A 14318-nucleotide genomic window follows, 5' to 3' on the forward strand; every position below is an offset into this window, starting at 1 on the left:
GTCGCGAACGAAAGGTCGGCACAGTGACCGAGTTGAAACTGCCGTCGCTGGACTACGCGGCGCTCGCCCCGATCCTGATCATGCTGGGTACGGCGTTGCTCGGTGTGCTGGTCGAGGCGTTCGTGCCCCGGCGGGCGCGGCACCTGGTGCAACTGACGCTGGCGCTGCTGGCCGTGCTCGCCGCGCTGACCATGGTGGTCCTCAACGCCGACGACCGGCTCATCACGGCCGGCCAGGCCATCGCGGTGGACGGGCCGACGCTGTTCCTCCAGGGCGCGATCCTGGTGCTGGCGGCCATGGCGCTGCTCCTTATCGGTGACCGCACCGTCGAGCGGGGTGGGGCGTTCGTCGCCCAGGCCGCCGTGACGGCGGAGTCGGCGGACGACCGGAAGCAGGCCGAGGGCCGCAACGGCCTCACCGAGGTGTACCCGCTCATCACGTTCGCGATCGGCGGCATGCTGATCTTCGTGGCGGCGAACGACCTGCTGACCATGTTCATCGCGCTGGAGGTCTTCTCCCTCCCGCTGTACCTGCTCTGCGCGCTGGCCCGCCGCCGGCGGCTGCTGAGCCAGGAAGCGGCGATGAAGTACTTCCTGCTCGGCGCCTACGCCTCGGCGTTCTTCCTGTTCGGGGTGGCCCTGATCTACGGCTTCACCGCCGGTGTTCCGGGCCGTTCCGCCGGTGTCGACTTCGCGACCGTCAACGCGGCGGTGAGCGAGTCGCCGGCCAGCCCGGTGCTGCTCTTCGCCGGCATGGCGCTGCTCGCCATCGGTCTGCTCTTCAAGGCCGCGGCGGCCCCGTTCCACGTCTGGACGCCGGACGTCTACCAGGGCGCCCCGACCCCGATCACCGGCTTCATGGCCGCCTGCACGAAGGTCGCCGCGTTCGGCGCGCTGCTGCGCGTCTTCCACGTCGCGTTCGAGGGTGGGGGCTGGGACTTCACCCCGGTCCTGGGCGCGGTGGCGGTGCTGACCATGCTGGTCGGCGCGGTGCTCGCGGTCACCCAGACCGACATCAAGCGGCTCCTGGCGTACTCGTCGATCGCCAACGCCGGCTACCTGCTGGTCGGCGTGCTGGCGCCGAGCCGGGACGGGCTGTCCGGCACGATGTTCTACCTCGTCGCGTACGGCTTCTCGGTGCTGGCCGCGTTTGCGGTGGTCACCCTGGTACGGGACGCCGACGGTGAGGCCACGCACCTGTCCCGCTGGGCCGGTCTGGGCCGCCGCTCGCCGTTCTTCGCCGGGCTGTTCACGTTCATTCTGCTGGCGTTCGCCGGTATCCCGCTCACCAGCGGCTTCACCAGCAAGTTCGCGGTCTTCGGTCCGGCGCTCGACGGTGGTCAGGCCTGGCTCGTCATCGCGGGTGTGCTGACCAGCATGGTGCTGGCCTTCCCGTACCTGCGGGTCGTGGTGATGATGTGGCTGTCCGAGCCGGGCGAGTCGACGCCGACGGTCACCGTGCCGGGTGGGCTCACCTCCGCCGCGCTGATGATCGGCGTGCTGGCCACCCTGGCGTTGGGTGTCGCCCCGGCCCCGCTGCTCGACCTGGCTACCGGAGCCGCCGAATTCGTGCGGTGAGATGTGGCTCGACCACCGGGGGCCGGCGCGCGACAGCGTGCCGGCCCCCGGTGCGTATCCCCGACCCGGAGCAGGTAGAACGGGTGTGGCATGGTTGATGGTGTGGTGATTCCGGCTGGCGAGCGTTCAGGTGCCACCGGTTCCGGCGGTCGCCGGGGTCGGGCGAGCATGAGTCAGTTCGGCGCGCTCGGCCTTCATCTCGCCGATCCCCGCGTCGAGGCATCCGTGCTGGGCCTGCTGGAAGCGGTCGAGGTCGAGCTGAGCGCCAGTGTGGCCAGCGCCGACCCGTTCGTCTCCGAGGCTGCCCGGCACCTTCTCGACGCCGGTGGCAAGCGGTTCCGGCCGCTGCTGGTGGCGCTCGGCGCCCAGTTCGGCGATCCCGCCAGCGCGCAGGTGGTCCCGGCGGCCGTGGTGATGGAGCTCACGCACCTGGCCACCCTCTACCACGACGACGTGATGGACGAGGCGGCCGTGCGGCGGGGCGCGCCGAGCGCGAACTCGCGATGGACCAACTCGGTCGCCATCCTGGTCGGTGACTACCTCTTCGCCCGCGCCGCGGACATCGCGGCGGACCTGGGCCCGGAGGCCGTCCGGTTGCAGGCGCGCACCTTCGCCCGGCTGGTGCACGGTCAGATCGCCGAGACCGTGGGGCCGCGTGCCGATGACGACCCGGTCGCCCACTACCTGAATGTGATCGCCGAGAAGACCGGCTCCCTGATCGCCACGTCGGCCCGCTTCGGGGGCATGTTCGCCGGCGCGCCGGCGGAGCACGTCGAGGCCCTCGCCGGGTACGGCGAGACGATCGGCGTGGCATTCCAGCTCTCCGACGACCTGCTCGACATCGCGTCCGAGTCGGTGCAGTCGGGCAAGACGCCCGGCACGGACCTGCGCGAGGGCGTCCCGACGCTGCCGGTGCTCTACGCCCGGGCGGCCGACGACTCCGACGCCTCCTCGGTGCGGCTGCGGGAGATCCTGGCGACCGGCCCGCTGACCGACGACGCGCTGCACGCCGAGGCCCTGGGGCTGCTGCGGGAGAGCCCGGCGCTCAAGCGTGCCCGGGAAACCGTACGCAGTTACGCCGAGGACGCCCGCGCCTGCCTGGCCCCGCTCCCGGCGAGCCCATCCCGCCAGGCCCTGGAATCCCTCTGCGACTACATAGCCGACCGCACCAGCTGACCCCCCCGCCGGTGCACGTTGATCATGAAGTTATTGCCTCGACACGCCGAGTGATCGAGCAATAACTTCATGATCACCCGGCCGGGGTTGGGGCGGCCGGGTCAGGGGTGAGTTGCGGTGAGGAGGCGGCTGCCGGTCAGCATGAGGGCGGCCGCCAGGAGCATCGCCACCGAGGCTGTGGTCCACATCGCCGGGTAGCCCAGGTGGGCGGCGAGCGGGCCGAGGCTCAGCGGGCCGAGGCAGCCACCCGCGTACACCCCGGTCTGCGTGATCGAGGTGGCGGCGGCCGGTGCCTGCGGGTGCAGCCGGACCACCGCGAAGTTCATCAGGCCGGGCCACGCCCAGCCCAGGCCGAACCCGAGCACCACGCCCGCCACCAGCGGGACCGGGCCGGTCACCGCGAGCAGGCCCAGCCCAACCGCCCCGACCACCAGCATCGCGGCGATGAGCGCGACGTGACCGCTGGCCCGCCGGTCGGCCAGCCCGCCGGCACCCACCCGGGCGACGACACAGACCGCGCTGCCCAGGGTGAGGGTGAGGCCGGCGAGACCCGGGGAGAGACCCCGGGCGGCGGCCGAGTCGACCAGGAAGGTGCCGAGCGCGTTGGCCGCGCCCGACGCCAACGTCGCCGCCGCGCCGACCACCACCAGGGCCGTCGTGGCCCGGCCCGCGCGCGTCGTGTCGGCCCGCCGGGCCCGGTCGGACACCTGCCGGGGTACGGCCGGCAGCGTCGTCAGCGCCGCGACGGCCGCGACCACGAACGCCCAGCGCCAGCCGGCGGTGAGCGCGATGGTGGGTACCGCCGCACCGGCCAGCAGGGTGGAGACCGGGATCGCCGCCTGCTTGACGCCGAACGACAGCCCCTGCCGCCGGGCCGGGACGTGCTCGGCCAGCGCCGCGTTGCTGGCCAACTGGCCGAGGGCGTTCGCGGCGGCGCTGAGCGCCAGCAGAACGAGCAGCACCGGGTACGAGCGGGCGAGCGCTGCCACGGCCAGCATCGACCCGGCGGACAGCACGATGCCGCAGCGGGCCACCAGCGCCGGGCCGTACCGCTCGACGAGGCGTCCGGAGGGCACCGAGGCCAGCGCGCTCACGCCGAAGTAGACGGACACGGCCAGGCCCAGTCCGGCGGGGGAGAAGCGGAGGTCCTCCCCCATCTGGACGGCGAGGCCGCCGAGCAGGAAGACAGGCAGTACGCAGGCCACGGTGGTGGCCACGGCACCGGCGCTGGCCCGGATCGGGCGGGTCCGGTCGCGGGCGGGGGTGAGGGCGGTGTGGGTCATCGTGTGGCAAACCTACGCGAGTCACGCTCGGGCAACTCCTGGTGACCGCTGGTGTACGAGGAGTGGATGGTGATCTGGCATCCTCGACCCGAACAGGCATTTCGCACGCGGCCTGTTTTTCATATGGTGTAAGTCCCCGGCGGCGGAGGTGGTTGTGCGCGACCCCTTGGCAGAACCTTCGGACCTGATCCGCAGCGTGTCCCGAGCACTGCGGGTGCTCGAGTCGGTCGGTCGCGCCCCGAAGGGCCTGACCGTCAAGCAGATCGCCCGACGGTGCGAACTGACCGTGGCCACCACCTACCACCTCGTCCGCACCCTCGCGTACGAGGGTTACGTGATCCGTCGCGAGGATGGCACGTACATCGTGGGCCTTGAGGTGGCCGACCGTTACCGCGAGTTGGTGACCGCGTTCCGGGGGCCGCCGGTGGTCGGTGAGACGTTGCGCCGCGCCGCCGTCGACACCGGTTACAGCCACTTCCTGGGCCGCTTCGTCGGCGGTCAGGTCGCCATCACGGCGGTGGCCGAGGGGCACCGCTCGCCCTACCTGGAAGACCTCGTGCCCGGCTTCGACGAGGGGGCGCACGCGACCGCTCTCGGCAAGTCCCTGCTCGCCACCCTGACCACCGAGCAGCGCTTCCGCTATCTCCGCGAGTACGGCATGCGCCCGTTCACCGGCGCCACGCTGACCACGAGCGAGGCGTTCGAGGCCGACCTGGCCGCCGGCGACCGCCGAGGCATGCAGCTGGAGCTGGGCCAGTTCCGCCAGGGGGTGGCGTGCGCGGCGGTGCTCGTCGCGCCGGACAAGGACATGGAACGCCGAGTCGTGCTGGCCTGCGCCCTGCCGGCGAGCGAGATGATGACCTCCGCCCGGGTCGTCCGCGCGAAGCTGCTCACCGTCGCCCGTACGGTCGCCGACGGCATCGCCGCCGACCACTGACCGCAGCGCACGCCGAGCGGCCCCCTCCCAGGCTGGGAGAGGGCCGCTCGGGGCGGTCCAGCGCCGAACCGCCAGGGCAACGTCAGCGGCCGGCCGGCCGCGCGGGCAACGTCAGCTGCCGACCGGGCCGCCGTCGAGGCGCCAGGTGACCACCACGCCGGGCTTGGCGTAGTCGCCGTCCGGCCAGTTCGAGGCCGGGTTCTCCACCGAGGCGCCGGTGATCTCGCCCGGGTGCTGCACCGCCACGAACACCGAGCGGTTGTCGCCGGTGATGAACGGGCCGCAGGTCTCCGCGCCGAGGGGCACGGTCAGGAACTGCTTGAGGTGACCCTTCTCCGGCCCCTCGACGGCGGTGGCGAAGAGGCCGTCGTTGCTGCCCAGCGCGTTGCCGTCGGTGGAGATCCACAGGTTGCCGGTGGCGTCGAAGGCGACGTTGTCCGGGCAGGAGATCGGGGAGACCTTGGTCTTGTCGTACCCGGAGAAGAAGGTCGACGGGTCGGTCGGGTCGCCGCAGACGATCGGCAGTGACCAGGCGAACGTCTCGGCCGTGTTGTCGCTGCGGTCCTCGACCAGCTCCAGGATCTGCCCGTGCTTGTTGGCGTTGCGCGGGTTGGCCTCGTCCGCCGCCGCCTTGCCGGCCTTGCCACGGTCGGTGTTGTTGGTCAGCGCCACGTACACCTTGCCGGTGAGCAGGCTCGGCTCGACGTCCTCGGGACGGTCCATCTTGGTCGCGCCGACCTTGTCCCCGGCCAGCCGAGTGAAGGTGAGCACGTCGGCGGCGGTCATCCCGTCGACGAACGACCTGTTGCCGCTGACCAGCTTGATCCAGCGGCCCCGGCCGTTGAACGCGCCGTCGGTGGGCAGCGTGCCCGAGCCGTCGATCTCGGCGGCGCTGCTCTGGTCGAGCTTCGCCACGTAGAGCGTGCCGGACTCGAGCAGGGTGAGGTTGTGCTTGCGGGCGGCCCAGGAGTTGCCCTTGAGGAACTTCTTGTCCGAGACGAACTTGTACAGGTAGTCGAAGCGCTCGTCGTCGCCCATGTAGGCGACCACGTGGCCGTCCTTGGCGACGATGACGTTCGCGCCCTCGTGCTTGAAGCGGCCCAGCGCGGTGTGCTTGCGCGGGCGGCTCTCCGGGTCGAACGGGTCGATCTCGACGACCCACCCGAACCGGTGCGCCTCGTTGGGGTGCCTGGCCAGGTCGAAACGCTCGTCGGCGCGTTCCCACTTGCGGCTGCCGCTGGGGTAGCGGCTGGCGGTGCTGATGCCGTACCGGTCCAGCTTCGGCTTCAGCTCGGCCGGCGCGGCGTCCGCGCCCACGAAGTACTGGTTGAAGTTCTCCTCGCCGGAGAGCACGGTGCCCCACGGGGTGACCCCACCGGAGCAGTTGTTCAGGGTGCCGACGACGGTACGACCCTTCGGGTCGGCGGCGGTCTTCAGCCAGGCCGAGCCAGCGGCCGGGCCGGTCAGGTCGAACTTGGTGCTCAGCGCGGTGACACGCCGGTTGTACGGCCGGCGGCCGTTGCCCACGGGCTTCCACTGGCCGGTGCCACCGACCCGCTCCAACTCCACCACGGACATGCCGTGCGCGGCCATGGCGGTGCGCAGCTGTTCCACGGAGAGCCCGTCCAGGCCGGGGAAGCCCGGGAACATCAGGTCCTCGTTGGTGTACTCGTGGTTGACCACGAGCAGCGCCCGCTTGCCCTGCTTGTCCAGCGGCAGCACGCCCACGAAGTCGTTGTTGTAGCCGAACTGCTTCGACTGCGCGGCGGCGCTCTGCTGGTGCAGGTCGAACGCCGGCGCGCCCGGCAGCACCGGGTCACCCCACTTGATCACCACGGCGTGGTCGTAGCCGTTCGGCACGACAAGGGTGTCCAGCTTGTTCGGCGGGATCGGCTTGAAGGTCAGCGCGCCGCTGCCGACACCGGTGGTGGGACGGCCGAAGCCGAAGTTCTCCGGCACCTCCGGCGCCGTGGGGGCCGCGGCAGCGGGAGCCGCGCCGGCCAGCGCGCCGGCCGCCGCGCCGCCGAAGCCGAGCACCAGGGCACCGACCGCGCCGGCCCGGACCACGCCGCGCCGGGAGACCTCCGCGTCCACCACGTCGCCGAAGTACGCGTTGTCGGACGTGTTCGGTACCGGGTGGTCACAGGCGTTTCCGCAGCGGTACAGGCAGGTCATGGCGTCACGGGTGCCGTGGCGCTTGCCGGTCAACAGGGGGAGCAGCCGGGGACGGTCGCTCATGGGAGTGGCCTCCAGAGAAGTGGGTGGCACGACAGGCGGCGTACCAGCCGGACGCTAGGAGGACGCGGTGAGCGGTCGTCGGCCGCGATGTGAACCAGGCATGAACACCTGCGCGGCCGCCAGCGGTCTGACCTCGGGCTGAACCGTTCGGTGTCACCGCACGTATTCCCGGGCGGACGCACCGCCGGACCCGCGCCGGAAGTGAGGAGACCGCCATCAGCGACCATGACGCCCAACTGCTGCGGGCGCTGCACGACGAGCACGCGGAGGCGCTGTACGCACACGCCCTGCGGCTGGTCAACGGCGACCGGCAGCGGGCCGAGGACCTGGTGCAGGAGACGCTGCTGCGGGCCTGGCGGCACCCCGAGTCCCTCGACCCGCGCCGCGGCTCCGTGCGGGCCTGGCTGTTCACGACCGCCCGCAACCTGGCCATCGACGCCTGGCGGCGACGCTCCACCCGGGTCGGTGAGGTGTTCACCGACGAGATTCCCGAACCGCCGGAGGTCGTCGACGAGGCCGAGCGCGCCGTGGAGGCGTGGACCGTCGCCGAGGCGTTGAACCGGCTCAGCCCGACCCACCGTGAGGTCCTGGTGGAGTGCTTCTACCAGGGGCGGTCGGTGGCGGAGGCGGCCTCGCGGCTGGGGGTGCCGCCGGGCACCGTCAAGTCACGTACTCACTATGCGCTGCGCTCACTACGGTTGGTTCTGGCCGAGATGGGGGTGACGGGATGACTCGGTGCGAGTTCGCGCACGACGACGGCGCGTACGTGCTGGGCGCCCTGGCCCCCGCCGAGCGGGCGGCCTACGAGCGACACCTCGGTGGCTGCGCCTCCTGCCGGGACGCCGTCGCCGAGATCGCCGTCCTACCGGGACTGCTCGGCCGCCTCGACCCGGCGGGCCTGGAACAGTTCCTGCCGCCGCCGACCGCACCCCGGGCGCCCGCGCTGCTCGAGGAGGCCCGGGCGCGCCGGCGCCGCGACCGGGCCAGGACCCGTCGTCGGTACGCCCTGACGACGCTGGCCGCCGCCGCGCTGGCCCTGGCGGTGGGCGTCGGAACGGCGGCGCTGCTGCCCCGACCGGCCGCCCCGCCGCCCGACCCGGGGGCGCGGGGGACCGCCCGTCCCGCCCCGCAGGTGTCGATGGTCGCCATGCGGCCGGTGGCGGTCGCCGGCCCGGTGCACGCCGACATCGGGCTGACCGGCAGCAAGTGGGGCACCGAGATCACCATGCACTGCGGGTACGACGCGCGGACGAGCTACGGCAAGGCGTACCCGTTCCGGCTGGTGGCGAAGGGCCCCAGCGGGGCCAGCGAACAGATCGGCTCCTGGCTCGCCGCGCCCGGCGACGACCTGGTGTTCACCGGCATGACCCGCTTCACCGACGCGGAACTGGTCAGCGTGGAACTCCAGAGAGCCGACGGCACCCCCCTCCTAACCTACGCAGTCCCCTAACCCCGCCCCCGCCGCTCCCCACCCGCCTTTGCCCCGCCGATCTGTGAGTGGGGTTGTCAAGTGGCGGTGCGGTGGTGGGTGGTGATGATGCGGTAGAGCTGTCGGGCGATGTAGCGCTTGAGGCAGCGGTTGATTTCTTTGGTGGTGCGGCCTTGGGCGCGGCGGCGGTTGATGTAGTCGCGGGTTTCGGGGTGGATGCGGCGGCGGGTCAGGGCGATGGTGTGCAGGGCGCTGTTGAGGGTTCTGTCGCCGCCGCGGTTGAGGCGGTGTCGGTCGGTGCGGCCGCTGGCCACGGGTATGGGGGCGGCGCCGGCGAGGGTGGCGTAGGCGGCTTCTGATCGGACGCGGCCGGGGTGTGACCAGGTGGTGAGGGCGATGGCGGCGGTGACGGGTCCGATTCCGGGTTGGTCGAGCAGGGGTGGGCAGAGTTCGGTGACGAGGGTGCGTAGGCGTCGGTGGTTGTCGGTCAGTGCGGCGTCGAGGGTGTGGATGTGACGGGCGAGGGTGGCCAGTTCGCGGCGGCGGGTGTGTTCCTCGGTGGGCGGGTGGGTGTTGTCGGGCAGGTCGAGGGCGGCCAGACGGGCGATCTGGTGGGTGGTGCTGAGCCCTTGTATGGCGTGGCGTAGGGCGTCGTCGGCGGTCAGGATCAGCGCTTTGACCAGGTTGACCGTGGCGGTGCGCGTGTCGCTGTGGTGGCGGCGGCAGACCAGCAGCAGACGCAGCGCCTCGCGTGGTCCGTCGCTGCGGGGTGCCGTGATGCGGTCGGTGGACAGTGCCAGCACGGCGTGGGCGGCGGCGACCGCGTCCAGTTGGTCGGACTTGCCGCCCCGGCGGCGGGTCGCCGCGACGGGTTTGGGTGCCTCGCAGACCGGTTCACCGGCAGCGCTCAACAGTCGGCACAGCCCCTGACCGTGCGCCCGGGTGCCCTCCACCGCCCATAACCGGCGCCCGTGCGATGGGGTGTGCGTGGCGGCGAAGGCCAGCAGCTGGCTCAACCCGTCCGGGTCGGTGGACACGGTGACCTGCGCCAGCACCGCTCCGAACCGGTCGAGCACCGCCGCGGTGTGCGTGTCGGTGTGGGTATCCACCCCCACCACCACGTCATAGCGATCCGTGACCCGCTCTACGATCTGTGCCATCTCAGTTGTTGCTCCCTTTGCCAGACACGACTGGGACAGTCGGCGTCGGCTCGGGATGCAGTCACCTCGGCGGCAAATCTGTGATGGGCCACGTGTGCTCGCACGGGCAGGCTTCTGATCAGGCCAGCAAGGTGGGCCGGGCCGGCGCCGACGACCACCTGGGGACAGGTCTTGCACAAGGCACGCCCGCACTCCGAGCGGCCGGATCGGCAATGAGTCACCCAAGCGATCATCGACGCCGAACCTAACGGCAACCAGCCGAACCGATCACCACCGACATAGAAGCGTCTTGCACTTTCTGTTGCGTCATACCGGGTGTAGCCCGACAAATCGACAACAGAAACTGCAAGATCGCCGAGCCAGGGGCGGGGGCGGGCCGGGGCCGGGGCCGGGCCGGGCCGGGTGGGGGTTACGGGGTTGGGACTGGGGTGGGGACGCGGGAGGTCGTGCGGGACTGGCGGGCCTGGCGGATGGCGTCGGTGGTGAAGACGACCAGGGCCAGCCAGACCAGGGTGAAGCCGGCGAGGCGGGCCGGTGGCATCGGCTCGTGGAAGATCAGCACGCCGCAGGCGAGCTGGAGGATCGGAGCCAGGTACTGGATCATGCCGAGGCCGGTCAGCGGCAGCCGGTTGGCGGCCCCCGCGAAGAGCAGCAGCGGGATCGCGGTGGCCGCGCCGGCCAGCACCAGCAGCGCGGTGTGCCCGGCCGAGACGTGCCCGAAGGTCAGCCCGCCGTGCCGGGACAGCCAGGCCAGGTAGCCCAGGGCGGGCAGCGCCAGCACCGCCGACTCGACGAAGAGTCCCTCGGCGGCGGGCAGTCCGAGCTGCTTCTTGATCAGGCCGTAGCCGGCGAAGCTGAACGCCAGGGTCAGCGCCAGCCAGGGCAGTCGGCCGTAGTCGACGGCGAGTACCGCGACAGCTGATCCGCCGATGCCCAGGGCGACCCACTGCGCGGCCCGTAGCCGCTCCCGTAGCACCGTCACCCCGAGCAGCACCACCACGAGGGGGTTGATGAAGTAGCCCAGCGCGGTCTCGACCACCCGATCGGAGCTGACCCCGTAGATGTAGGTGCCCCAGTTGACGGCGATGAGCGCCGCCGCGGCGACGATCCCGGCGAGCGCCCCGCGTCGGCGCAGCAGCGCCCGCAGGAAGCCGATGTTGCGCAGCGCGCCGAGCAGCAGGGCCACGAAGAGCACCGACCAGACGATCCGGTGAGCCAGGATCTCCAGCGGGCCGGTGGGCCGCAGCAGCTTGAAGTAGAGCGGGAAGAAACCCCAGAGCAGGTACGCGCCGATGCCGTAGAGGTATCCCAGGCGGAGTGGCGTCACGCCTCCACCGTAAGGGGTTAACCTCCGTTTTATCCCTTTCCGGTGACAGGCGTCACCGGCGGCCGCCGGTCGAGGTTCATCCACCGCTCGGGAACGTCCAGCGGGGTGAACCCGGCCCGCGCGTACACCTCGTGCGCGTCGTTCGTGATCAGCAGGATCCGGCGTACGCCCAGGTCGGCCAGGTGGTCGCGGACCGCGCCCACCAGCCACGTACCCAGCCCGAGCCCGCGCGCGGCCCGGTCGACGTACACGTCGCAGAGCCAGGCGAAGGTGGCGCGGTCGGTGACCACGCGGGCCACCGCGACCTGGCTGCCGTCCGTCGGCCGGTAGATGCCGAACGGCAGCGACCCGGCGAAGGCGCGTACGAGGGTGTCCCGGTCACGCCCCAGGGCCCAGTACGCGTCGGTGGAGAGCCAGTGGTGCACGCGGTCCAGGTCGAGCCGGGCGGGATCGGTGCTGAGCAGGTGGCCGTCGGCCCGCGTCAGGGAGTACACGTCGGCGACGCTAACCGACCCGGATGGTCCGTCGGCCGGCCAATTCCCGAACTCTGGTCACCGGACCGCCCGGCCGGTCGGGGCCGGGCGGTCCGGGACGGTGGTGGTCGGTCAGTCCCGGTCGAGGACGGCGCCGAGGATCCAGGTCACGATGCTCACGAACAGGGCGCCGAGAACGGCGGCCGGCCAGAACCCGTCCACCGAGAACGGCAGCCCGGCCTGGTCGGCGATCCAACTGGTGAGCAGGAACAGCAGGCCGTTCACCACCAGCGCGATGAGGCCGAGCGTGAGCAGGTAGAAGCCGCAGCCGACGGTCTTGATGACCGGCTGGAGCACCGCGTTGACGACGCCGAAGATCGCCGCCACCAGGATCAGCGTGGTGACCGTCTGGACGGCGGAGGTCGACTCCAGGTCGATACCCGGAATGAGCAACGTGGCCAACCAGAAGGCCAGCGCCGTGGTGGCCAGCCGAATCAGCAACCCTTTCAGAAAACCCATGGCGGGGATCGTGCCACGGACGATCCACGGGCGTAACCCGCCGGTCGACCACCGGGACCGGTTCGGCGCGGGCCGGCTCAGGCCCGTGCCGGCCGGCCGATCAGCTGGGCCTCGATCGGAGTCGGGGCGAGCAGCGCCCAGCGCAGCGCGCGACGGTTCACCACGGCCACCATGTCGTCGCGTACGCGGGTGAGCCAGTCGGCCGAGGGGCCCAGTCCCAGCGCCACGCCGGCCAGCGTCGCCTCCGCCGGGTGCAGCCGCTGGAGCACCGCCAGGTCGGCGCGGCTCAACGCGTCCACATCGGCCGGTGTCAGCTCGTCGCGCACCACGAGGGTGGCCCGCCAGGCCGGCCCGGGTTCGGTCTCGGCCGGCACCGGCCCGGTGTCGACGACCAACAGCAACGGTCGGAGCGCGGCACCGGCCGAGTCGGCGACCGGCCGACCCGGCGGGATCAGCGGAATCGTCCCACCCGGTGCGCCCACGCCGCGCACGAACGGCTCCCACGCGCGCGGTCGTGCCGTCTGCACCACCACGAGCGCTCCCAGGGCCATCGCACGCACCGCGACGAGCTGAGCGGCTCGCACCCCGCCCACCACCAGCACCCGCGTGCCCTCCGGCCGGAACAGCCGTACGGTGACCGCGCCGCCGTGCCGGTTGGTGCCGACCATCATCCCCGCCTCGCCCAGGGGCAGCTCCCAGTCGTCCAGCGCACCCGCCGGCCGTCCGGCGGAAATGAGCGCCAGCGGCAGCGTGCCGGCCAGACCGTCCAGGTGCGCCCCGTCGAGCCGCCGCAGTTCCCCGCCCGCGCCGTCGACGAGGCGGTCCAGCGCGTCGACGGCAAGGGTCAGCTCGGCCGGCGAGGTGGCGGCCAGGCGTACGGTCAGTTCGGTCACCGCGGCGTCGCCGCCACCAGCGGCCGGCCCGGCGCAGAGCGACACCGTCGTCGCGGTCGCCGGCAGCGCCAGCAGCCGGGGTACCAGCCGCCGCGCACCCGCCGCCTGCGGCCAGCGGACCAGCCGGAACGTGGCCTGGACCAGAGCTCCGGTACGTAGCGCCGGCCAGGCCGGGAGCACCGGCTCGCCGTCGTGGTGGGCCAGCTCGCCGAGCACCCGCAGCGCCGCGGGTACGCCGAGCGGTCGGGCGGTCAGCGGCCCGAGCCGACGGATGATCCGGCGGACCGTGCCGGCCAGCGCCTGGCGCAGCGCCTCCGGCGTCCACCCGTCCGCCCGGAGCACCCGGACCGCCAGCACCGCTCGCTCCCGCCCGACGAGGCGGCCGTCGGTGAGCTGCCGGTACGACGTCCCTACCGTGCCACCGGCGGTCGGTACGGGTGCCGGTGTCCCGGTGAGGAGGAGTTGGATCCGCACCGGTGGCACGTCCGGCCCCGGCGTCGGCAGCAGCGTGGACGGCGCGGGAATCGGCCGGGCGGCGTCGCCGATGAGGTCACCGGGGTCGCCGAGTTCCAGCAGCACCACCAGGCCGCCGGTGTCCTCCAGCACCGCCGCCGGCCCGCTCGACAACTCGGTCGAGCCGACCACGGCGCCCGGGGCGACCAGGTCGAGCAGTTCGGCCGGATTGGTCCGCTCGCCCAACCCCCGACGGCGGGTGACGTGCCCGGCGGCGGTGCCCAGCCACTCGAAGAGCCACCGGCCCTGGACGCGGACGCAGACGACCGCCACGAGCAGCGCCGCCACCAGCAGCGCGACGGTCATCGCCGGCCGGCCCCGGCCGAGGGCGGCGAGCACGACCGCGACGGCGACCTGCCCGGTGACCAGTTGACCCGCGCGTATGCCCGTACCGGGTCGACCGACCGTGGCCCACCCCACGCGGGATCGTCGACGGAGTACGTCTGCTCCGGGCGCGCTGACGTCCAGAGAGCTCGGTGCGCCACCATCGGCCGTGGGCGAGCCGATGCCCGGCACGGTGTCGACCGACGAGGCGGTGGGGGTGTCCGGCCCGGTTGACGGGGCAGCGGCGCTCGGGCCCCACCCGGCGTGGTTCGCCGTTTGCCTGCCTGAAGTGGTGATCGGCGGCACCGCGCCTCCTCGACCAGTCTGGACCTGCCCGGCGGTCGACTGCCTCCGGATGCCCGTCACGCCCCGCAACGGGGCTGCCGCACATCGTAGGCGACCGATGGCTGCCGTGGTTGTCCACAGGGGAGAGCGGTGGGGTAGCAGAACCGCTACCGGGCCGCTACCG

12 protein-coding genes are annotated in these 14318 nt (G+C 72.3%); 5 read left to right on the forward strand and 7 right to left on the reverse strand.

Annotated features, from left to right (window positions below; all coding sequences use genetic code 11):
• Positions 1–23: 23 nt before the first annotated feature.
• Positions 24–1577 (forward strand): NADH-quinone oxidoreductase subunit NuoN, encoded by a 1554-nt coding sequence (gene nuoN / locus ACN263_RS00405; RefSeq protein ID WP_422737855.1) that lies wholly within the window; start codon positions 24–26, stop codon positions 1575–1577.
• A gap of 90 nt (positions 1578–1667) precedes the next feature.
• On the forward strand, positions 1668–2753 hold the full coding sequence (locus ACN263_RS00410) for a polyprenyl synthetase family protein (protein WP_422737856.1): 1086 nt from the start codon (positions 1668–1670) through the stop codon (positions 2751–2753).
• A gap of 101 nt (positions 2754–2854) precedes the next feature.
• On the opposite strand, the gene ACN263_RS00415 is transcribed toward ACN263_RS00410, so the two are convergent.
• Positions 2855–4036, reverse strand: a complete 1182-nt coding sequence (locus ACN263_RS00415) for an MFS transporter (RefSeq protein WP_422737857.1) — start codon at positions 4034–4036, stop codon at positions 2855–2857.
• Positions 4037–4190: 154 nt separating this feature from the next.
• Here ACN263_RS00415 and ACN263_RS00420 point away from each other — a divergent pair, with 154 nt between their 5' ends.
• Positions 4191–4973 carry an IclR family transcriptional regulator gene (locus tag ACN263_RS00420; protein ID WP_422737858.1) on the forward strand — a complete coding sequence of 261 codons (783 nt, stop codon included), beginning with the start codon at positions 4191–4193 and terminating at the stop codon, positions 4971–4973.
• Between the two features lie 111 nt (positions 4974–5084).
• Here ACN263_RS00420 and ACN263_RS00425 read toward each other — a convergent pair whose 3' ends face one another.
• On the reverse strand, positions 5085–7211 hold the full coding sequence (locus tag ACN263_RS00425) for a PhoX family protein (protein ID WP_422737859.1): 2127 nt from the start codon (positions 7209–7211) through the stop codon (positions 5085–5087).
• 215 nt (positions 7212–7426) lie between these two features.
• Here ACN263_RS00425 and ACN263_RS00430 point away from each other — a divergent pair, with 215 nt between their 5' ends.
• Complete coding sequence (locus ACN263_RS00430) at positions 7427–7942, forward strand: sigma-70 family RNA polymerase sigma factor (protein ID WP_357124632.1); 516 nt, start codon at positions 7427–7429, stop codon at positions 7940–7942.
• The gene (locus tag ACN263_RS00435) at positions 7939–8661 is read left to right on the forward strand and encodes an anti-sigma factor family protein (RefSeq protein ID WP_422737860.1); all 723 of its coding nucleotides are present in this window, start codon (positions 7939–7941) and stop codon (positions 8659–8661) included. Before ACN263_RS00430 ends, ACN263_RS00435 begins: the two co-directional genes overlap by 4 nt.
• Before the next feature lie 56 nt (positions 8662–8717).
• Here the strand turns inward: ACN263_RS00435 and ACN263_RS00440 are convergent, their stop codons facing one another.
• From ACN263_RS00440 to eccE, 5 genes are all read right to left on the reverse strand, one after another.
• Positions 8718–9800, reverse strand: coding sequence for an IS110 family transposase (locus ACN263_RS00440; RefSeq protein WP_422736454.1), 1083 nt, complete (start codon positions 9798–9800; stop codon positions 8718–8720).
• A 409-nt stretch (positions 9801–10209) separates the two neighbouring features.
• The gene (gene rarD, locus ACN263_RS00445; RefSeq protein ID WP_422737861.1) at positions 10210–11127 is read right to left on the reverse strand and encodes an EamA family transporter RarD; all 918 of its coding nucleotides are present in this window, start codon (positions 11125–11127) and stop codon (positions 10210–10212) included.
• 29 nt (positions 11128–11156) lie between these two features.
• Positions 11157–11621 carry a GNAT family N-acetyltransferase gene (locus ACN263_RS00450; protein WP_422737862.1) on the reverse strand — a complete coding sequence of 155 codons (465 nt, stop codon included), beginning with the start codon at positions 11619–11621 and terminating at the stop codon, positions 11157–11159.
• Positions 11622–11732: 111 nt separating this feature from the next.
• The gene (locus ACN263_RS00455) at positions 11733–12119 is read right to left on the reverse strand and encodes a phage holin family protein (RefSeq protein WP_422737863.1); all 387 of its coding nucleotides are present in this window, start codon (positions 12117–12119) and stop codon (positions 11733–11735) included.
• 77 nt (positions 12120–12196) lie between these two features.
• On the reverse strand, positions 12197–14041 hold the full coding sequence (gene eccE, locus ACN263_RS00460) for a type VII secretion protein EccE (RefSeq protein WP_422740891.1): 1845 nt from the start codon (positions 14039–14041) through the stop codon (positions 12197–12199).
• Positions 14042–14318 lie beyond the last annotated feature (277 nt).

The organism is Micromonospora sp. WMMD729, assembly GCF_049315225.1.
Taxonomy (GTDB): Bacteria; Actinomycetota; Actinomycetes; order Mycobacteriales; family Micromonosporaceae; genus Micromonospora.